At 39.6% G+C, this 20,947-nt stretch carries 16 protein-coding genes and 1 pseudogene; 15 read left to right on the plus strand and 2 right to left on the minus strand.

The genetic code is table 11. The annotated features are described in order from the left end of the window. The first annotated feature begins 24 nt into the window (after nt 1–24). The 5 genes from ssuC (at nt 25) to V7L12_RS14475 (ending at nt 3,974) form a co-directional block, all read left to right on the plus strand. Nucleotides 25–852 carry an aliphatic sulfonate ABC transporter permease SsuC gene (ssuC, locus tag V7L12_RS14455; RefSeq protein WP_335085048.1) on the plus strand — a complete coding sequence of 276 codons (828 nt, stop codon included), beginning with the start codon at nt 25–27 and terminating at the stop codon, nt 850–852. A gap of 139 nt (nt 853–991) precedes the next feature. Continuing rightward, nucleotides 992–1,762, plus strand: coding sequence for an ATP-binding cassette domain-containing protein (locus V7L12_RS14460; protein WP_335085053.1), 771 nt, complete (start codon nt 992–994; stop codon nt 1,760–1,762). Between the two features lie 276 nt (nt 1,763–2,038). Beyond that, the gene (locus tag V7L12_RS14465) at nt 2,039–2,407 is read left to right on the plus strand and encodes a GNAT family N-acetyltransferase (RefSeq protein ID WP_335085055.1); all 369 of its coding nucleotides are present in this window, start codon (nt 2,039–2,041) and stop codon (nt 2,405–2,407) included. A gap of 160 nt (nt 2,408–2,567) precedes the next feature. Further along, entirely contained in the window at nt 2,568–3,518 is a 951-nt protein-coding gene (locus V7L12_RS14470) for a D-2-hydroxyacid dehydrogenase (protein ID WP_335085193.1), read from the plus strand. 261 nt (nt 3,519–3,779) lie between these two features. Further along, nucleotides 3,780–3,974, plus strand: a complete 195-nt coding sequence (locus V7L12_RS14475) for a hypothetical protein (RefSeq protein ID WP_298905490.1) — start codon at nt 3,780–3,782, stop codon at nt 3,972–3,974. Nucleotides 3,975–4,390: 416 nt separating this feature from the next. Here V7L12_RS14475 and V7L12_RS14480 read toward each other — a convergent pair whose 3' ends face one another. Together V7L12_RS14480 and V7L12_RS14485 are read right to left on the minus strand one after the other, a co-directional pair. Continuing rightward, the gene (locus V7L12_RS14480) at nt 4,391–5,590 is read right to left on the minus strand and encodes an acyl-CoA dehydrogenase family protein (RefSeq protein WP_335085057.1); all 1,200 of its coding nucleotides are present in this window, start codon (nt 5,588–5,590) and stop codon (nt 4,391–4,393) included. 705 nt (nt 5,591–6,295) lie between these two features. Next, entirely contained in the window at nt 6,296–6,466 is a 171-nt protein-coding gene (locus V7L12_RS14485; protein ID WP_335085059.1) for a hypothetical protein, read from the minus strand. A gap of 1,676 nt (nt 6,467–8,142) precedes the next feature. On the opposite strand from V7L12_RS14485, the gene V7L12_RS14490 reads away from it, so the two are divergent. From V7L12_RS14490 to V7L12_RS14530, 10 genes and pseudogenes are all read left to right on the plus strand, one after another. Then, nucleotides 8,143–11,253, plus strand: a complete 3,111-nt coding sequence (locus V7L12_RS14490) for a peptidase domain-containing ABC transporter (RefSeq protein ID WP_335085061.1) — start codon at nt 8,143–8,145, stop codon at nt 11,251–11,253. 122 nt (nt 11,254–11,375) lie between these two features. Further along, nucleotides 11,376–12,923 carry an HlyD family efflux transporter periplasmic adaptor subunit gene (locus tag V7L12_RS14495; protein ID WP_335085063.1) on the plus strand — a complete coding sequence of 516 codons (1,548 nt, stop codon included), beginning with the start codon at nt 11,376–11,378 and terminating at the stop codon, nt 12,921–12,923. A 114-nt stretch (nt 12,924–13,037) separates the two neighbouring features. Further along, nucleotides 13,038–13,826: a peptidylprolyl isomerase gene (locus V7L12_RS14500; RefSeq protein WP_335085065.1), complete on the plus strand. Its 789-nt coding sequence runs from the start codon at nt 13,038–13,040 to the stop codon at nt 13,824–13,826. A gap of 436 nt (nt 13,827–14,262) precedes the next feature. Beyond that, on the plus strand, nt 14,263–14,499 hold the full coding sequence (locus V7L12_RS14505) for a hypothetical protein (protein ID WP_104905523.1): 237 nt from the start codon (nt 14,263–14,265) through the stop codon (nt 14,497–14,499). Between the two features lie 633 nt (nt 14,500–15,132). After that, the gene (locus tag V7L12_RS14510) at nt 15,133–18,225 is read left to right on the plus strand and encodes a tetratricopeptide repeat protein (protein WP_335085067.1); all 3,093 of its coding nucleotides are present in this window, start codon (nt 15,133–15,135) and stop codon (nt 18,223–18,225) included. A gap of 63 nt (nt 18,226–18,288) precedes the next feature. Then, complete coding sequence (locus V7L12_RS14515) at nt 18,289–18,456, plus strand: hypothetical protein (RefSeq protein WP_335085069.1); 168 nt, start codon at nt 18,289–18,291, stop codon at nt 18,454–18,456. A 140-nt stretch (nt 18,457–18,596) separates the two neighbouring features. Beyond that, the gene (locus V7L12_RS14520; RefSeq protein WP_335085071.1) at nt 18,597–18,935 is read left to right on the plus strand and encodes a hypothetical protein; all 339 of its coding nucleotides are present in this window, start codon (nt 18,597–18,599) and stop codon (nt 18,933–18,935) included. Nucleotides 18,936–19,028: 93 nt separating this feature from the next. Continuing rightward, nucleotides 19,029–19,160, plus strand: a pseudogene (locus V7L12_RS33200) (heme biosynthesis protein); the annotation flags it as partial. A gap of 70 nt (nt 19,161–19,230) precedes the next feature. After that, complete coding sequence (locus tag V7L12_RS14525) at nt 19,231–19,401, plus strand: hypothetical protein (protein ID WP_335085073.1); 171 nt, start codon at nt 19,231–19,233, stop codon at nt 19,399–19,401. A 108-nt stretch (nt 19,402–19,509) separates the two neighbouring features. After that, the gene (locus tag V7L12_RS14530; RefSeq protein WP_335085075.1) at nt 19,510–20,772 is read left to right on the plus strand and encodes a calcium-binding protein; all 1,263 of its coding nucleotides are present in this window, start codon (nt 19,510–19,512) and stop codon (nt 20,770–20,772) included. The last annotated feature ends 175 nt before the right edge of the window (nt 20,773–20,947 follow it).

A 20,947-nucleotide genomic window follows, 5' to 3' on the forward strand; every position in this document is an offset into this window, starting at 1 on the left:
GAACAATCTAAAATCCCAAATTCCATGACTATTACCTTTAAAAGCACCAAAAGCAAAAACAAGATATCCCTGATCGAGGTGTTAGACAACCCTCAAATTGAGAAAATAGTTCCTTGGATTGTGCCTATTACCATATTAATTCTTTGGGAACTTGCTTCTAAAACTGGACTACTTTCAACCAGGATTTTACCAGCCCCTAGTGGTGTAATCGCTACAGCGATTAAACTAGGCTCAACTGGAGAACTGTTCCAACATATAGGAATTAGTGCTGGGCGGGCGATATCTGGTTTTATAATTGGTGGCAGTATTGGGTTCGGTTTAGGATTACTTAATGGCTTTTCCCGTGTAGCAGAAAAGTTATTGGATAGTTCCCTGCAAATGCTCCGTACTATCCCTAATTTGGCATTAATTCCGCTAGTGATTCTCTGGTTTGGGATTGGCGATCAAGCCAGATTATTTCTAGTATCTATGGGGGTATTTTTTCCGTTATATCTCAATACATTTCATGGTATCCGCAGTGTTGACCCTGGACTGATTGAAATGGGAAAAGTCTATGGATTAAAAACACCACAACTTCTGTGGCAAATTATTTTTCCAGGAGCTTTGTCTTCGATTCTCGTTGGTGTCCGTTTTTCCTTGGGGATTATGTGGCTGACACTAATTGTGGCAGAAACGATCGCAGCAGATTCTGGTCTTGGTTATATGGCAATGAATGCCCGTGAGTTTATGCAAACAGATGTTGTGGTTTTGAGTATTGTAATCTATGCACTGCTGGGTAAATTAGCAGATTCTGTTGCCAGAGGATTAGAAACAAAATTTTTGGCTTGGAACCCTAATTATCAAAAGTCATAAATGCTATATTCACCAGAATCAAAAGTTAAAAATTCCTGATTTTAACTTTTGAGTTCTATTAATTTTGAGTGTGATTTGCGTTCTTGACGTCTCATCAAATAATTAAATTTCAGTTTTTTTCAAAAAGGAGGTTTTGCAAGTGAGTTCAAATGTACAGGGTATAAAACTAAGTATTTTGGATTTGACGAAAGGTTTTGGAAAGAAAACTGTTTTAAAGTCGCTGAATTTAGAAGTTGAAGCAGGTGAGTTTGTTGCTATTGTCGGACGAAGTGGTTGTGGTAAGAGTACCTTATTACGTCTTGTGTCAGGATTAGATAGAGCAACTTCAGGTGGAATACTACTGGATGGAGAACCACTGCGTAGACTCAGCCGTTCTGTAACAGTGATGTTTCAAGACTCACGCTTGCTGCCGTGGAAGCGCGTTGTTCAGAATGTGGGATTGGGCTTAGAAGGTAATTGGCGTGAAAAAGCTTTGTGGGCACTCGATAAAGTCGGACTCAAAGATCGGGCTGATGAGTGGCCTTATGTTTTGTCTGGAGGACAACGGCAACGGGTATCATTGGCCAGAGCGTTAGTCAGTCAGCCCCGTTTGTTGTTGCTAGATGAACCTTTGGGAGCATTGGATGCTCTAACTCGCCTAGAGATGCAGCATTTGATTGAAAACTTATGGCAAGAGCGAAGATTTACTGCGTTTTTGGTTACTCATGATGTGGAAGAGGCTGTGGCGTTGGCAGACCGAGTGATAATAATTGATCAAGGGCAAATTTCTGTCGATCTGCCTGTAAGACTTTCACGCCCACGAGATCGAAGTAGTGAAGTGTTTATCAATATCAGAGAAGCAGTTTTAGAACGAGTAATGAGCAATGAGAATACTCAGGTAAACAACCAGTTATTACAGCTAAGTAGTTGAAATTTAAGCTTTTTGTAGTCAATCAATATTAAACTTGAGGTAGCTGCGGTAAATATGCTACTTCGAGATTAAAACTTACTTTTAAAAAGCAGCTATCTATAGCAATAAAAAAAATATTTATGAATACTAAAAATACCTCTCAACTCTCCTCTCTGCTAATCTGGGTGATTTTTTCTATATTCACGATATAGATAAACTAAAATATAATAATTTTAATCTATATTGCTTTATTGAAAATAAATAATACGCAAATATCTATTATTTATATTTAATCTAATGATCATCAAAAAATTAACAAAGTATGATGCAGAAGATTATAGACAGATTAGATTAGAAGCTTTAGATAAAAATCCCGATTCATTTGGCACAATATATCAAGAAGAAGTAATTAAGACGATAGAACAATTTCGGGATAGAATTCCAGTAGATAACGATAACTTTATTTTGGGATGTTTTGAGGATAAAAATTTAATTGGAATAGTCGCATTTCACCAAGAATTAAGAATAAAACTCAGGCATAAAGCATATATTAGTAGTATGGATGTTGAACAAGAATATCGAGGAAAAGGCATAGGTAAATTATTACTAAATGAATTAATTGAAAGAGCAAAAGCTATTAATGAGGTAGAAAACAGCGTTCAATAGCTCTATTTATCGACAATCTAAAGCGTTACCAAGCTGGTCAGCCGTTACGAAATGTAGTAGATAAAAAAGCAGGATACTAAACGATTAAAAATGAAGAGGTGCTGCCAATTGGGTTGCACAATCCAAAATCCAAATCCAAAATGGAATTAGGGAGTAGCAAATTGTGAAATTAATTTTACCCGATCATCTCATTGCAGATATAGAGCCACGCCTACCATCTAATATAGATGTAGTAGAGGTGGATAGTGAAGGTAATCTTGATGGTGATGCCAGTGATGCAGAGATTTATGTCAATGGATTTTACCTAAAAACCTCTACTCTTGACAAAGTACTGACAGCAGCACCCGCGCTGCGTTGGCAACAGTCACCAAGTGCTGGCGTGAATCACATCCTCACGCCAACTTTTTTGCAAAAGGACATTATCCTCACTAATGGCGCAGGGGTTCATGCAATTCCAATTTCGGAATTTGTACTGGCATTTATGCTCTATCACGCCAAGAATCTGCGGAAATTGCAAACTTTGCAGAATGAACACACTTGGGTAAGAGGAGTGTTTCTCGAAGAGTTGGCAGACGCGACTTTATTAATTCTCGGTACAGGAAATATCGGTCAAGCGATCGCATCTCGTGCCAAAGCCTTTGGAGTTACAGTTTGGGGTAGTCGCCGCCATCCCGAACCCCTACCGAATTTTGACAAAGTTGTGGGTGCTGATGAGTGGCGATCGCTCCTCCCAGCCACAGACTATGTAGTTATTGCTACACCACTTACTCCAGAAACTAAAGGCTCGATCGATGAAGCTGCATTGCGCTCTATGCGTCAATCTGCTTACCTAATTAACATTGCTCGTGGTGCGATCATAGATGAAGCCGCATTACTTACCGCACTACGTGAGGGCTGGATTGCTGGTGCTGGATTAGATACGGTTGCAACCGAACCTCTGCCGCCAGAAAGTCCCTTATGGTCGCTACCGAACGCTTTTATCACACCCCATTGTTCAGCCTTGTCGCCACCCCTGAGAGAGCGCATAGCACAACTGTTTATCGACAATCTCAAACGCTACCAAACTGGTCAGCCCTTGCGGAATGTCGTAGACAAACAAGCAGGATACTGAGCAATTCAAAATTCCAAAAAATTAATTATTGCTCCTATAACGATGCGATAGCACCTAAATATTGAGGTAGTACGATGTGTACAAAGGGATTTGGGCAATCTCATAACCCAAAAATCCACAAGCTAGTTTTAAAGGGAGTGAGCTATTGCCAGCAACGTAGTCCAGAAGCTTCAATTAAAAGCATTTGCCTCGTTATGTCGCTTGAATAAAGATAAATGCTAGAGTATATAGCGATCGCTATGCGAAAAATGTAAATAAGATATGGCTGACCAAAAAGATAAAGCTCAAGAAAAAAACCGGATTGAACAGCTTCAAGAAGAACAAGGCAACACAGATTCTAAACACTCAGGGGGTGCTGGCGCTTCTGGCGGCAACTCAGGTGCAGGCAAATCTGGCACATCAAAAATTTCTGCCACTGGTACACCTGATGATATCGAAAAAATTGATCAGGAGTAAAGCTGACTCCGACAACCAGTCAAGGTTTAACTACGTCGGCTCTAATTAGTAACTCAACTCAACAAAGTCCTGATTATTTTAAGGGAACTGAGCATTGAGTATGGGGAAAGATTCCTTTCTCCTGCTCACTGCTCTTTGTTCCTAATCCGAATGGCACTAAGTTTAGCTCTTTATTACAGCAGTTTTCATGTATTTGAACTACATCTGTTGTAGGGGCGCAAGGTCTTGCGCCCCTACCGCGTGGTCTATTTACCTGAAAATAGCTGTAAGGTGAGGCAGGAGGCAGAGGGCTGCCTTGCTGGAGTTATAAAATCCTTTGACCACAAGCTTTAGAGTGCATTTTAGAATATTCCCTTCTGCCTCCAGCAAGAACTGCCTTATCTTAGTGACATTCGTCCCTAATCCTTAGTCTTTAATCACTTGACTTTCAGTACAGATTTCCCTAATGACTGGCAAATAACATCATTCTGCGGTGTATGTATACGGCTACATAGAACGTCACGGTAGTGACGCTCTAAAGGATTCCTTTTTAATAAACCAGGATTACCAGTTAGTTCTAGGGCAATCTCCACAGCACGAATCGAGCTGGTTGTAGTGAGATATTTAACAGCCTGTGCCTGTAATCCTACCTTAGGCTTATATTCGCCCTTGTCAATATCTTGAGCCAAACTATAAATCAATCTATTATTAGCAAATAGCAGCGCTTCTATCTCACCCACGGCAGTTTGGAAGCGTGGCAGAGTTGCCAGTGGCTCTTGGAGATTAGAAGGCGATCGCTCCCAAAGATATTTAGCAAGCCAGTCTCGCGCACTACTAGCAACTCCGAGATATAAGGCACTCACTGTCAAACTGCCCCAAGTGGAAATTAGCGGATCAAAAGATGGCGCAGCAGATATGGGATTGATATTTAGAGCATACTCTGAGGGAATTAATACATTCTCTAAAATGAGATCGTGGCTGCCTGTAGCTCTCATCCCCAAGTGATCCCAGGTTTCGACAATTCGCAAACCTGGCAAATCGCGCGGAACTAGAAAATTCCCAACTTGTGGTTCATCTTCAGTTGTCCGTGCCCAAACAACAAAATAGCTGAGGATGGGACTGCCTGTGGTGTATTGCTTATGTCCTGTTAAACGCCAGCCCTCTGTTGTTCGTTCAGCAATTGTCGCAGGCAATCCGCCTCTAGCTGGCGTTCCTAACTCTGGTTCAACACGGGCAGCATTCAGCAGGGCAATGCCTTCAATTGATTCATGACACAGCCGCTTATAGACTTCTGGATGCCAGCGACGGCTACGGGCTGCATGAGCATGTTGAAGATAGTGCATTGTCAGTACTAATGCGGTCGAAGCATCGCCACGCGCTATCCCTTCAATCACCCGGCAGATAGTTGCCAACCCCAAATCCTGGCCACCGAATTCACGTGGAATGGTGAGGTTGAGCAATCCTGCCTCATGCAAAGCTGTAAAATTCTCGAAGGGAAAGGAAGCATCTCTATCGTGTGCCCCTGCACGGGTGGCAAAATCTTTGGACAAAGCCTCAACTCGGTCGAAAATATTGGGGAGAGTTTCTAAGCCTTTGGCTACAAAGGTGTCTGGCACTGCTTGCTCCAACTGTGACATAAATACTCCTTTGCAATTCACTGTACTACAAAACAAGAGATGTTTTTCAATATGGAAGCATCTCTATTAGTCTGCCAAGGTAACTTTGCGGAGTCCTTACTACGAACTTATTCACCCACCAAAGTTGATGTGGTGGACCACTAGTTTGCAGAAACATCAATTTTTCGCACGATGGCAGTCTCCCCTCAATCTCCAATCCTCATTGGCCTAACTGTATTACTTACAGTGATCCCGAAAATACTACTTAAAGTCGGTCGGGATTTAGTAATTGGTGATTTCTCTAAGTATGACACAAACTACTTTCATAGAGCAAGCCAAGCAGAGAATTGAGCGATCGCCCCACAACTTAGGAACTGAATTCCCTACTGGTCTTTTAAGCTAATCGTCATCCAAATTAAATCTCCGCATTCTTGCGTCTTTCTAGCGATTTGAACTATGCAACTTACAGCACTTTTCAAGTAATTGAACTACACTACTCCCTACTCCCTACCCCATCTCACTTGTAATCTAAATCCCTATCCCTGAAAATTGCTGTAAAAGCGCATCGGCTGATGTTTATTGAGGAGAGAAAACTAAGATGCTGACCTTGAGTCTTTTTCAAAGCCCTGCTCAATCGGCAAAGCTAAAAAATCCTTGTTTGCAACCAAGCACGGAGAAACAAGCGTTTAAATATTCTCTGGTGAGAGTAATATAAAGATCCCGACATCACAGAGGGATAATTTTCTCATCAAGTAGATTTTCTAGTGGATAAATATGCAGCAACAGCATTGCGATCGCAACCAAGCTGATATTGGTTGCTTTTATAGCGGTTCCTCTGCTAATGAGGTATAACTGGACTTCATATATAAATTTTTTAAGTTTGAGGATGTACCTCATCTGATTGAGAACCGCTATGGGTGATTTCCTATATTTAACCAAATCTATGGTGTCACACTTTCGTCAGGGTACTGGCTCCATAACCACCATTAAATTTATCCATTTATTACTTTACTTGATCGGATCGCAATCTTAGGTTTTAAAAGACGAATTTGCGACTTATTGTCATTTTTTGAACTATCGGCTCATTTAAACATGATGGTTATTTCTCAACTTCTATCAAGCTGTAATATGTATTGCTGCTATACCCTTGACGGGAAAAATGCTAAGATTACGGTAGTTAACTAGTGTGTGTGCTTGATCACAACATTAATGTGTTTTACCTCACAGCTAATTCAAACAACTTAAATATCACCTTTAAGCAAACAATAGTCGCCGTTATGACTAGCATCATGTTATGCCGCCTAGCTATTTAAAGATTTAATGTATAAATGGTTGTGAAATATATTTTTTTTGTTAAAAATCATCTATTAGGTGACTTGTTATAAAATTTACATTAAGAAACTCCTAAAATATCTAAATTCCACAGCTAAGGAGTGTAAACTAATTATGTAAATATCATGTTTGTATGTAAATATGATGTTCGCAAGTCTCTTTTAGTCACTTGCATTTATTACACTATAGGAGGTATAATACAAACGTTAAATAACTTGCTAGATGCTCACTTAAAGATACTAGGCAGTGCTGGGAAAAGATCCATTCTGGAATCTCCAAGCAAGCTGAAGCAATATTTGTTTAAGTGGAGTTTTGCTTAATTGGTAAAATACTACTCAAACAAAAATTACAATGTGCTTTTATAGCTTTATAGTTTTTATAGTCTTCTGTTTCCTGTAACCTACTCAAAATCCTCTTTTGTTCTAGGTTGCACGATAAAAATGAAGCTATCCCGGAGACTATCCTCAAGACTTGCAAAGCACTAGGGGAATATGCTGGGCGCTAATTGCAAATGTGTAAATTTCTGATTAACACTACAAGGTTAGTCAGATTTGTACTTATGGTTTTTTTGCTGTCAGGCTTTGATCACACAACTGCAATGAATTACGTTTTCCCATAATTTACGACTCAATGCAATTTCTAACTACAATTATGTCACACCATTTAAGTCAAGACAAGGCTGTTAAAAAGTTAGGAATGTCCGAAAACATTCTTTTAAGAATTCTTCCGAGTCAGGTCTTGTTCAAGAGCATGAAAGCTAACTTTCAGCCAGAACATTGTCCAGAACTAGAAAAAACTTCAAGAGTTTGTGATTGAGAAAGGAAATACTTTGTATAGCTATTGCTGCATATAGCAAATTATGCTCCGAAAATAATTCCTCTTAATCATCACTTACAACTGCCGCTGATTGCCAAAATAAGCTATCCATATTTGTGTGGAGTATGTTAACGCAGTTAGTTGCTCTTGAAGCTAAATGTAAGTAAACAAAGCTATAGCTCGATATTTTGACATTTACACTAGTTATTGCCACATCAATAACTGGCTGCAACAAGTGGGTTGTCCACCCAATAAAAATACCTTGGATGTAAAAGATAGATGCTTTGCTACCATCCTATTTCTCTAACTTTACTCTAATAAAGCTGAGAGTTTCCTCGGTGAAAATACGGGATTAAATAATATTTTTAATGAACTTTTGAATTGGATTCAGACTGATAACTAAATTTTTTTGTGGAGATAAGAAAATGCCACCAGTGCTTTCTGAGCAACATGTGGGTGAAAGACTTTTATACACCTTGGGTACAAAACTTTCAGAAAAAGAATTAGAGAACTTTTTGGCAGAAATGGAGATTGTGGAGCCACCATCAGCAAAGCAATTCTGGCAATCTGCACACACGAATCCTGGTATATACATTATTCTTACAGGTAAAGTCCGACTATTAGATAGCTCTGAGAATTTAATTACTACCTTTGGTGCATGGTCTGTTTTTGGTGAATTGACCTTGTTTCCCGAAGCTAACTTTAGTCCTTATGTAGTTAGAGCTTCGACAAGCTTAAAACTTGGCTATTTCAGGCAAGAAGCATTGCAAAGGTTGATAGACAAGTATCCTAACATTCGCGATCGCCTATTCGCCCGTGCAGAACTTTGGGATTTGTTGTTGTTATGTCGCCAAGTATCACAATTTCCACGCCATACATCACAAGTTTCAGGAATGCTCAAAGCCTTATCTTTGTTTGAGCGACACCAGTTAGAAACTGGCTCTGTAAGTCCACAAATATCCCAAGATTCACAGTTGTGGCTATTGTACAAAGGTCAACTGCGGCATTCTGAAGGCCATTCTTTGACACCAGGTACAATCTTTGCTCAACCAAAACAAGGAGATTGGCAAACAACGCAACCAACGATTGCTTACATTCTGAAAAACGACCAGATGCAAACAGCACTAGAATACTTCCCAGAGTTGGGGGAGTGGGCTTTTGCCATGAACGTCAGCGGAACGGAATCGGAAACTGAGGACACAACGATCGGCTCAGTGCATCGCTGGGGACTGGGTACTAGAGAAAAAACTTCCCAATCTCCAAAATCTAAAATTATTCCTTTTCCCCAAAGAGAGAATCAGTCACAACATCAGCCAACAAAAAAATCACGTTTTTACTTTCCCAGTCCGAAAGTACAAATGGGGCATTGGTGGAAACGTATCACCAAAAGCTATCCCTTCTATGCCCAACAAAGTGCAGCTGATTGTGGCTCTGCTTGCTTGGTGATGATTGGTAACTATTGGGGCAAACATTTTAGTATCAATCGCCTACGGGATATGACCAATGTAACTCGTAACGGTGCATCCCTAAAGGCGATGGCAGCAACAGCAGAATACTTGGGTTTTGCCACCCGTCCAGTGAAAGCTACTCTTGATAAATTAGCAGAACAACCTTTACCCGCAATTGCTCACTGGGAAGGTAAACACTTTATTGTTGTCTATGAAATCACCAAAAAGCGGGTGATTGTATGTGACCCGGCTCTTGGTCAACGCAGCCTGACAAAAGCTGAATTTCAAGCAGGTTGGACTGGTTATGCATTGTTACTGCAACCTACAGCTCTACTAAAAAGTGCTAAGGACGAAAGTAGAAGCTTCTGGAAATTTTTTGAGTTAGTCAAACCTCACTATCGAACACTGGTAGAAATTTTCATAGCTTCGGTAGTAATTCAATTATTTGGGTTAGTAACGCCAGTATTTACCCAGTTGTTGCTCGACAGAGTACTTGTGCAACGTAGTGTTCCAACCTTAAACGCCATTGGTTTGGGAATGATTGTTTTTGGGTTGTTTGGTGTTGCTGTCAACGGTGTACGGCAATATCTCTTATTTCACACTGCTAACCGCATTAGTATCGCCTTACTCGTAGGCTTCATCAAACATACCTTCCGTTTACCCCTTGCTTATTTCGAGTCGCGTTTCGTTGGAGATATAATCTCGCGCATCCAAGAAAACCAGAAAATTCAGCACTTCCTAACTGGTCAGACACTCTCGATTGTGTTGGATATGCTGACATTAGTGGTTTATCTGGCTTTGATGTTCTCCTATAGCTGGCGGATGGCATTATTCGTGCTGTGTACTGTACCGCCATTTTTTATCTTGGCGCTGGCCAGCACAAGTATTTTGCGCCGCATCTCCAGAGATATTTTTAATGCAGCTAACAAAGAACAAAGCTATCTCATAGAATCCCTAAGCGGAATTCGTACCGTCCGCTCATTAGCAATTGAACAGACAGTGCGTTGGCGTTGGGAGGAACTGCTAAATGATTTAATCAAAAAAGACTTTAATGCTCAAATAATTGATAATCGCTTGCAAATTATCAGTGGCGTCATCCACACCTTTGTAAATACTTCATTACTGTGGTATGGAGCGACCCAGGTAATTAATGGCGAACTAACTATTGGACAATTAGTTGCTTTCAATATGTTGGTGGGTAACGTCTTGAGTCCTTTCCAGCGACTGGCTTTACTGTGGAATGAATTACAGGAAATTGTGATTTCCACTGAACGCATTAATGATGTGTTGGAGGCGGAACCAGAAGAAGACTTAGCGACAAAACCCCGCAAGTCGTTGGGTAAACTCCGCGGTAACATTTGTTTTCAGAATGTTACCTTTCGTTATCATTCAGAAAGTGACACTAACGTATTAGAAAATCTCAACTTTGAAATTCAGCCAGAACAGATGGTTGCAGTCGTAGGGCGCAGCGGTTCTGGAAAAACAACTCTCAGTAAATTAATTTTGGGTTTATACCCACCAACAGATGGCAAAATACTCATTGATGGTAACGATATTACCAGTGTATCTATGCGATCGCTCCGTTCCCAAATCGGCGTTGTAGACCAAGATACTTTTCTGTTTGGTGGGACTGTTCGGGAAAACATTGCGATCGCTAATCCAAATGCTTCTTCAGAAGAAATTATCCAAGCAGCAAAATATGCTGGAGCCGATGAATTTATTCAAAAATTACCGATGGGTTACGAATCAGAAATTGGTGAAAGCGGCGGAATGCTTTCTGGTGGGCAGCGCCAACGCCTAGCTATTGCTCGTGCTTTGCTCGGAAATCCTCGGTTATTACTGTTTGATGAAGCCACTAGTCACCTAGATTCAGAATCAGAAAGAATTATTCAAAACAACCTCAAAACAATTCTTAAAGGACGCACAAGTGTAATTATTGCCCATCGCCTCTCTACAGTCCGCAACGCGGACTTAATCCTGGTTTTGGATCAAGGTATTTTGGTAGAAAGCGGTACCCACGACGAATTAATCGCTAAAAAAGGTCATTATTATTACCTGAATCAACAACAGATGTCTCAAGTTAGTTGATGGGGCATTGGGCAGTCTTTTTATTCTCGACGAGACTCTGCGCGTAGTTGCTTCCCTATAAGGGTACAATTTTGAATTGATTTCTCCTGCACTCCCCATCTACTGTTATCGGAAATAAAACCATGCCACATCCCAATAGATCGTCCCCACTTCCCCAAGATGAGCAAGATAAATATCAAGGTTACAAACAGCAAGAGGAATCAGTAGAGTTTGACGAGCAGACAGAGGCAGAAAATGAAAGTCAAGATTTGTACTACGGTACAGAAAAACTACTCGATGCCTTACCTCAAATTTGGACTCGTGGTTTGTTGTATGCGCTCATCGGCTTTGCTGGTCTATTCTTACCTTGGGCAACTCTCTCGAAAGTAGATGAAACTGGTAGCGCCAGAGGGCGTATAGAACCTAAAGGCGCAACTCAAAAATTAGACGCTCAAGCTGGTGGGAGTGTTAAAGCAGTTACGGTTAAAGAAGGAGATACAGTTAGAGCCGGCCAGGTTTTACTGGAATTGGATGCTGATTTACTACAAACTGAACTCCAACAAGTCCAGAGCAAATTGCAAGGGCTACAAAATCGGCAATCCCAACTGGAACTGCTGAAAAATCAACTCTTAATGTCAACGAGTCTTTTAGAACAACAAAATAAATCCCAAGAATTAGAAAAAATGGCTCAACTTAACCAGGTGCAGCAAAACCTGGATGCCAAACTGAGTAGCTATAACCTCCAAAAGTTAGAAAAACAATCATTAGTTAAACAAGCAGAGGAGCAAATTTTAACCAATCAAGATGACCGGGAATCGGCTGAAGCTCGTTTACGTATAGATTCTACGCAAGCTGAACGTTTTAGCAAACTCGTTGACAATAAGGTAGTTGCTCCAACCCAATTTGATGAAATCAAAAAACAAGAGCAAGAAAGCAAACGACTTTATAAAAAGTCTTTATCAGATATTAAACAAGCTCAATTGCGTTTAGCCCAAGAGCTAAATAGTTATCAAGTAACTATCAAAACGTTGGAGTCTGATATCAAACAAGCAAAACTCCGATTACAAGAAGAACAAAGTAGCTATAAAAGTGCCACGCAAGCCGGAGAACTAGCTGTAATGAAAAATCAGGAGCAGCTAAAAGATATACAGGCACAAATAACAGCAACGCAATCAGAAATCGCTCAGACTAAAAGCCAGCTTATATCTACAAGATTGCAAATTCAGCAGCGCGTGGTGCGATCGCCAATTAATGGGGTGATTTTTGAATTACCCACCACTAAGCCAGGAGCGGTGGTACAAGTCGGTCAAAGGATTGCCCAAATTGCACCCACGAAAACAGACTTCGTACTCAGAGCAAATATGCCTAATCAGGATAGCGGTTTCTTGAAGTTAGGAATGCCAGTAAAAGTTAAGTTTGATGCCTATCCTTTCCAAGAGTATGGCATCGTGCAAGGAAAAGTTACTTGGATCTCGCCTGACTCGAAAGTTAGCCAAACACCGCAAGGCAACATCGAAACCTATGAATTAGAAATCACCTTAGACCAGCAGTATGTCCAAAGTGGCAACAAACGTATTCCATTAGGTGCGGGTCAGACAGCAAATGCTGAAGTGATCATTCGTCAACGGCGAGTAATTGACTTTGTTCTAGATCCGTTCAAGAAACTGAAAAAGGGCGGTTTGGAGATGTAGTTAAAGGTATCGCACTGGAATCAGGAAATAGGACAAGCCAGGCTGGAGGAATAATCAATGCCCCGTGCCCGATGCCCAATTCCCAATCCACTTAATTATTGGAGATATCGTGTTATGACCCACAATCTGAACATTTCCACTTCAGATATCATTCACAGTCTGAAACTCTCCTGTCAGATACCTGCTGTTGTGGAAGCGATCGCATCGCAAAGTATTATTGCCGAAGCAGCTCAAGCGGCAGGAATTACAGTCACGCCAGAAGAACTACAGCAAGAAGGAGATAACTTAAGGTTCGCCAAGAAGCTTGTCAAAGCTAAAGACACTTGGTCATGGCTAGAAAAACACCACCTCTCTGTGGATCAGTTTGAAGAATTAGCTTACAACAACATCCTTTCGCAAAAGTTAGCGAATCATCTATTTTCCAATCAACTGGAAAAGCATTTTTACGAACATCAGCTAGATTATATCGCCGCCGTTACCTACGAAGTTGTCTTCGAGGATCGAGACTTGGCTTTAGAGCTTTTTTATGCCCTAGAAGAAGGCGAAATCAATTTTCCAGATATTGCTCGTCTATATATCTCAGAACCAGAAGCCCGTCGTGCTTATGGATACAAAGGACTCCGATACCGCAAAGATTTTCGTCCAGAGATTGCAGCCGCTGTCTTTGCTGCTGCACCACCAGAAGCTCTCAAACCGATAATGACTCCCAAGGGAGTGTATTTAATTTGGGTGGAAGAAGTCATTCAACCCCAATTAGATGAACAGTTGCGCCAAAAAATCATTACAGAATCCTTTTCTGAGTGGTTAAAGCAACAAATCACCACGATGAAAATAGTTACTCAAATAGACTCAGACGGTTCACAAGAGGAATTAATAGATATGTTATTCACCAAGACTAAATAATTTAGGAATTTTCAAATGTTTTTGTTGCTAAATATCTACCTTAAATTAGGGGAGATTTCTCTAGTCTTCAAAAATGTTGCAGATACAGGTTTTATTTACTTCAAAACTTAATAGCTTTTCTTTTTTAGTGTTTTGTGAATATATCGACAAAGTGCTATTTTGTGTTGTTTAAAAATTAAATTTAATCGTTATAACTCTTGCTATGCAGCAATAATTGCAATTTTTGCTTAAATTTGTCATACAACTTTTTTTAACTTTAAATATGACTACATATAATGATTTTTAAACATAAATACATCAGTTTTTTTAATCATAAGTTCCTCAAAAAAGGATTGACTTTTTTGAGGAATAAAGTATATTAGATGTATAGCCAAACGAAACAAGTTGGTTAGACCAAATATTCCCAACAACAGTTACAAAATTTAGGAGAACTCAAATGATCATTTCTGATCTTAACTACTTAGAAAATACCTCAGAAGAAATTATTGGTGGTGGTAACACAGTCCCCAACAAACCACCTAAACCCAAGAAGTACTTCAACTTTGCAGAAGCATTTGCAGATTCTTCTGCATCGGGCGGCCTCGTCAATCTAACTTCAACCGTTACTGAAACAACCACCACTAAGAATAGTGCTACTTCTTCATCTGCCAGTGCTGCTCAAACTTCTTCATAAGTAGTAATAATTAAACTCTACTCACAATAAGTATTAACTTCTGCAAGTAGAGTTAGCCTCACAAGCCTGGTATATTGATAAATCGCCGAAGGCTCTTAGCTCATTTGAGCCTTCGGTTTTTACCAAAAATACATCCTTTGATTGATCTCAAAAAACTGTTTTCGCAATAAAATTTTACAATATTTTAGTCCTCAACCTATTTTACAGTCTGTTCTGTTTGCCCCCCCTGAATTAAAACTCTGGGCTAAGGATTTTTGTAAAAATAACCTAAACAATTTTTATGTGAAAGTATGTGAAAGCTAGATTTAGCAAGCTATTTCAAATAAACTTTGTTGTACAACTTATTTTTACATGATGCCTAATAGTCATAAGTGAGACACTTTACCGTAGATTTTAAGCTTTTCATAGCTCCTCGAAAGGTAAAGAGTTTAGTAAGTAATCAAGCAGACATTATATGAATCGATTTTAAGCAAATTCAGTTATAAGTTTCAAAACTTGAGTTCCTTGCAAATATAGGAACAAAAGACATATTAAATAAAAATAATTGTATAAATTATGACCCGTAAATAAAAGGAGGCAAGCTCCTAAGTTTATTTATGGGGATTGTTAATTTTGAATTTGGAGCAAAGCGACGTGACCACAATTCCTGAGGCTCTCCAACTCGCTGGTCAATATCACCAAGCCAAGCGCTTCACCCAAGCTGAAGAGATTTATCATCAAATTATAGACGTAGATCCCAAGCAGTCAGAGGCATTATATGGATTAGGTCTGCTGGCACAGCAGCGGGGACAATATCAAAATGCAGAACAATTTTTTCAAGCAGCTCTGCAATTACAGCCAGAAGTAGGGGAAATACATAACAGCTTGGGGTTTACTCTGCAACAACAGGGTAAAATAGAAGAAGCGATCGCCTGTTATAAAAAAGCACTGGAAATTCTCCCTGACAGCATAGAAGTGCAAATCAATATTAATAATATTCTCCACATTCAAGGAAACCTGTCACCAGAAGAACAAGTCCACTACGCAGAGTTGAATGAGCAGTTTGCTTTAAGTAGGCAACAGGCAGGCGATTTCAAGATAGCAGAGTTATATTATCGGCAAGCTATTGTATTACAGCCAGATTTTGTATCATCTCATACTCATTTAGGAGAAGTACTCCAAAAGCAAGGGCGATTAAATGATGCCATCAATTCTTACCAACAAGCAATAAAAATTAAACCAGACTATCATCAAGTCTATCACAACTTAGGGTGTCTTTTCGAGGAAAAAGGAAAATTTGAAGAAGCAATAGAAGCTTACGAAAAAGCTTTAAGCATTCAACCTGATTTTGCAATCACCTATAACAATTTGGGATATATTCTGAGGCAACAGAATAGATTTGATGCTGCCATAGAATCCTTTCAACAAGCTATTAAAATTAAACCTGATATTGATTACATCTATTGCAACCTAGGACTAGTATTTAGAGATATTAACAAAACAGAAGCGGCAGTCCAGGCATTCGAGCAAGCCGTCAAGTTAACGCCAAACTATGATATGGCTAAATTTGGTGTTTGTATGAGCCAACTGCCAATTATCTATTCTAGTGTTGAGGAAATTTCATTCAGGCGAAATCAGTATCAACAGCATTTACAAAATTTAGCTAAATATTATGAATTAACTAATCAGGAAGAACGGGCAAAAGCATCTGAAGCTGTGGGAACATTTCAGCCTTTTTATTTGGCATATCAAGGCTTAAATGACCGAGATTTACAGCGAACTTATGGAGAAATGATTTTCCAGATTATGTCGAGTCGCTATCCCCAAAATTGCCAGCCACTTGTTCTGCCTAATTTAGATAAAAATCAAAAGGTTCGTATTGGTATTGTCTCTGGGTTTTTATCTAGTCATTCTAATTGGAAAATCCCTATTAAAGGTTGGGTAGAAAATATAGATCGAAGTGAGTTTGAATTATTTGGTTATTACACTGGGGACAAAACAGATAATTCAACAGTTAGTGCCGCCAAGGCTTTTGATAAATTGGTTCAAGGTGATCGTTCAGTTGAAGAATGGTGTGAGGTAATAACAAAAGATAAATTACATATCTTGATTTTCCCAGAATTTGGGATGGATCCAATGGCATTACAACTGGGTTGTCTGAGATTAGCGCCAATTCAAATGACATCTTGGGGACACCCTGAAACGAGTGGACTCCCGACAATTGATTATTACTTGAGCAGTGACTTAATGGAACCAGAAAATGCTCAAGAACATTATACAGAAAAATTAGTTAGATTACCCAATCTATCTATTTATTACATACCTTTAGCAATTCAACCCGAGGGAATTAAGAAACCAGATATAGGTTTAAAAGAGGATGATATTTTCTTTTGGTGTTGTCAGTCATTATATAAATATTTGCCTAATCATGATGATGTTTTTCCCTCTATTGCTAAAGAGTTAAAAAATGCTAAGTTTGTATTTATTAAAAACTCAAGTGAAGAGACTACAGAAGTATTTCGCCAGCGCTTAAACCATGCTTTTGCAGCATTAGGGTTGGATTATCAAAATCATTGTTTATTTTTGTCTACACTAAATAATAGGAAGTTTGCTGGGACTACAGCCTTAGCAGATGTTTTCTTAGATAGTATTGGTTGGTCTGGATGTAACTCCACCCTCGAATCTATTGCTCATAATATTCCGGTTGTCACTTTACCAGGAGAGCTGATGCGGGGACGGCATTCTTTGGCAATTTTGCAGATGATGGGTATAGAAGAGACGATCGCTTCAAATCAAGCAGAATACGTACAAATCGCTATCCGTCTGGGGAAAGATGCTAAATATCGGCAACATATCTCCCAACAAGTTGCAGAAAATAAACATAAATTATATGGCGATTTAAAGCCAGTCAAAGCGCTGGAAGATTTTCTTTTGCAACTGGTTAATAAACCAAGGCAATTTGACGCTAAAGATGTTGTTGAACTCTTTCAACTTGCACTTCAACATCATCGAGCTAATCGCCTAGATGTAGCCGAACAGCTATATCGTCAGGTGATAGAAAAACAACCAGACTATTCAGAAGCATTATACGGTTTAGGAATGTTGGCACAGCAGAAAGGTGCGTTACAGGAAGCCCAAAAGCATTTGAGTGCAGCTTCGCAAGTTCAGCCTAACTCTGTGAAAATTTGGTTTAGTTTAGGCAATTTGCTGCAAGCCCAAGGACAGTTACCAGAAGCTGAAGCAGCTTACCAAAAAGCTATTGTTTTGCGACCAGATGCAGGGACAATTTACAACAATTTGGGCTACACCTTGCAACAACAAGGTAAGTGGGAAGAAGCGATCGCATCTTATCAAAAAGCTCTGGAATTTCAGCCCAACTGCACAGAAGCGGAAATCAATTTAGGAAATGCGCTTTTTGCTCAAGGGAGGCTTTCAACAGAGAAACAAGCCTATTATGCAGAATTGAATCATCAAATGGGCATGACCCGCAAACAAGCAGCTGATTGGCAAACTGCTGTTGTTTACTATCGAACTGCGATCGCACTCAAGCCTGATTTAGTAGAAGCTCATTATAACTTGGGGGTGGTACTGCAACAACAAGGAGAGATAGAAGAAGCGATCGCTTGCTATCAAAAAGCTTTGAAGTTCAATGCTCAACACCAGGAAGCCAACATTAATTTAGTACAGATTTACCAAATCCAGCACCAAGAAGTTACACAATTTGACTCACTAAAAATTTGTGGTTAAATGGTCGTCTCAAAACTTTTTATGATGGACAAAAAGAATCATCTTTAAGGATAAAACAAGAATATGTCTCTAGAAATTTTAGAAAAAGTCAAAAGATTCATTATCAGACTCGTCAAAGACGAAGCTTTTCGCACTCAATTAATCAGCGATCAAATCGACGAAGTGATCAAAGTTATGGAAGAAGGCGTTATACGGAGCAGTTGTCCAACCAGAAGTACAATAACCCGATAAAACGATGAAGACGTAGAATGCATTACGTCCCTAATGCACCCTACAATAGTGATAAGTTATGAAACCCACATAGTAAAAACTTCTCTGCCATAATAAAGAGGTTTTCTAATTAATTTCATAACTTTCCAAAGATCCTAGTAATGTTGAAAAAGGCTTATTTAACTATGGATATCCGTGATTTATCTTATTTAGAGAGTGTTACGAAAGACGAGTCGATTTTAGGTTCTGCTAGAGTCACCATGACATCTAAGGCATTCGCTTCAGGGTCAAAATATGCTAGTGCAAGTAGTAGTTCCACAGCAACAAGTGATGGTTTGACAGCAAAGGGTACAGGATTCGCTAGGGCAGTAGGCGCTCATACTACGGCTAAAGTAACAGCCAAGGGTAATGCTTCTTTAGTAATTAAGAGAATTAAATCCAAATTCTCTAAAAACAGTGCTACTGCAAGTGGTTTTGTAATTGCAACTAATTGGTTCTAAAACCAGACATTTTGCACGAGTATTTTCTACTTTACTCAGCGTTCACCACTGAGTAAAGTAAACTTATTTCTAAAACCGAGATTGAGAGTTAACATGACATATCACCGCAAAAGCTATGCAGTTTGGGAAATTACCTGAAAGTGCAATCTAGCTTGTAGTCACTGTGGTTCCCGCGCCGGACATGAGCGCACCAAAGAACTCTCTACAGAGGAAGCTTTGGATCTGAAGTAGGTATTTCCTTTGGTTGCAAGACCCAAATTAACCGTCTGTCAGCCCTAGAGTTTCCGCGCATCTATTGGCAGAAAATTCAGAAATTACCACAATTTCAGAAAACAAAACTGACCTTAAGTCATTACCATCTCCAGAATTAGAAAAAATCCCCCTGCTTCCACGTTCAGTTTGGAATAGTCAATTAAGCTATTTAAAAGTGCTGTTAAAAGCAAAGCAAGTCCTAGATAAAAGCTGATAAGTTCATTAGGGATATCGAGAGATTTAGCTCGTAAATTAGGAGAGAATTACTCCCCGAATATTTACGCGCAAATTTGTTAACTAACAAAATCAACACAGGTTTTTTATGGCATCAAGAGTAAGTCTAAGACTGACACCTCAAAAGTTACTTTCTTTCAATGGTAGAGTTAATCTCAATAACAGGCCCGATCCCAAGCCCGATCCTAATCCTAATTTTGTTACCGCTGAAGGGGATGCTACTTTTTCCAACTACAGTGAAGGTGCTTCAGGAGTTTTAACTGCTACCCAGACGGATGCATTAGTTTCAGGTGGCGTTAGTGCTGCTATTGCTGAGGCTCAAGCAAGTTTTGACCCAACTTTTTCATCACTTTTCACTCAGGCTGCTGTTGTTGGATTAGATGGTCAGTTTGAAGGTACTTCCAACAGCGAAGCAAAGGTACTTGCTAGTTTTGCGGTTGGCCGTAATGAAGATTTCTCTTTTGATTTTTCAGCAGATTTAGAACTGGCAGCCAAAGAAATTGAAAATCCTGATGTTGAATATAACAAGGGTCAGTCAACAAGCACTTTTTTGGTGTTAGATACCACAAATCCTAACAAGGCTAAAGTTTTAGATTATTTTGGCATCCAGGGTAAATTAGTCTCCTCCGAGCAAATCGGCAATCTAACATTTGGTCGTAGTCGCAATGTCGCAATCGACAGTCGTGATAAAGATTCTGATATTGATAACGACAATGGTACTGACTTCTTGAATGGTAGTGCTGTTGGTACTTATGAGCGGAATTTTAATCGTAATACTAACCTAACTATAGTCAAAATTAATACTAGTTCTGTTGAATTGGCAGGAGATACTTTAATCGGCAACCTGGGTAAAGATGTTATCTATGGCACGATTCGCAAGGATAATCTGACGGGAACCAACGGGGCGGACAAACTTTATGCCAGCTTGGGAAATGATAAGCTATTTGGAAACAGAGGTAATGATGTCCTCGATGCAGGCCAAGGTAATGATTCGCTAAATGGTGGCGATGGCAATGATACACTCTATGGCGGTTTAGGCAATGATCTTCTGAACGGTGGTAGTGGTAATGATGTCTTGGTTGGTGGCGATGGTAATGACACATTTACTTTCAAACGTACCGATACCTTGTTGAAAAATGACTTTGATGTTATTCAAGATTTCCAGGTTGGTGTTGATAAACTTGTATTAGATGGCTGGGGAAGTCAAGATAATATAAAAGATACCAAAGATGGCGCTCTTCTCACCTTAAATTCTTTGTCTCTCGTTAATTCTTTGTCTCTCATTAATAATCCTCAACAAAGCATACTATTTTCAAACCTGAGTGCCAGTGACCTCAGCTCGGTAATATAATTTGCTTAAGGCTAATTGCTCGTTTCATTCCCTAACAGACTCTGATTTCCAAGCATCTGAGTAAAAAAAATTAGGTGAGTAAAAAATCTGATTGCACAAAAAAATGTCGATCCCTTTTCTGGGAGAGGTTTTGCCAACAGTAACCCCTATAGTGTACGCATTGAAATTACTTGAG

Source organism: Nostoc sp. (assembly GCF_036918245.1).
In the GTDB taxonomy this organism is placed as follows: Bacteria; Cyanobacteriota; Cyanobacteriia; order Cyanobacteriales; family Nostocaceae; genus Nostoc.

Bases quoted from the DNA above. Each gene is read 5' to 3' on its own strand.
- ssuC (WP_335085048.1), top strand. From the start codon at position 25: ATGACTATTACCTTTAAAAGCACCAAAAGCAAAAACAAGATATCCCTG.
- V7L12_RS14465 (WP_335085055.1), top strand. From the start codon at position 2,039: ATGATCATCAAAAAATTAACAAAGTATGATGCAGAAGATTATAGACAG.
- V7L12_RS14475 (WP_298905490.1), top strand. From the start codon at position 3,780: ATGGCTGACCAAAAAGATAAAGCTCAAGAAAAAAACCGGATTGAACAG.
- V7L12_RS14480 (WP_335085057.1), bottom strand. From the start codon at position 5,590: ATGTCACAGTTGGAGCAAGCAGTGCCAGACACCTTTGTAGCCAAAGGC.
- V7L12_RS14485 (WP_335085059.1), bottom strand. From the start codon at position 6,466: ATGAGGTACATCCTCAAACTTAAAAAATTTATATATGAAGTCCAGTTA.
- V7L12_RS14490 (WP_335085061.1), top strand. From the start codon at position 8,143: ATGCCACCAGTGCTTTCTGAGCAACATGTGGGTGAAAGACTTTTATAC.
- V7L12_RS14495 (WP_335085063.1), top strand. From the start codon at position 11,376: ATGCCACATCCCAATAGATCGTCCCCACTTCCCCAAGATGAGCAAGAT.
- V7L12_RS14500 (WP_335085065.1), top strand. From the start codon at position 13,038: ATGACCCACAATCTGAACATTTCCACTTCAGATATCATTCACAGTCTG.
- V7L12_RS14505 (WP_104905523.1), top strand. From the start codon at position 14,263: ATGATCATTTCTGATCTTAACTACTTAGAAAATACCTCAGAAGAAATT.
- V7L12_RS14515 (WP_335085069.1), top strand. From the start codon at position 18,289: ATGTCTCTAGAAATTTTAGAAAAAGTCAAAAGATTCATTATCAGACTC.
- V7L12_RS14520 (WP_335085071.1), top strand. From the start codon at position 18,597: ATGTTGAAAAAGGCTTATTTAACTATGGATATCCGTGATTTATCTTAT.
- V7L12_RS14530 (WP_335085075.1), top strand. From the start codon at position 19,510: ATGGCATCAAGAGTAAGTCTAAGACTGACACCTCAAAAGTTACTTTCT.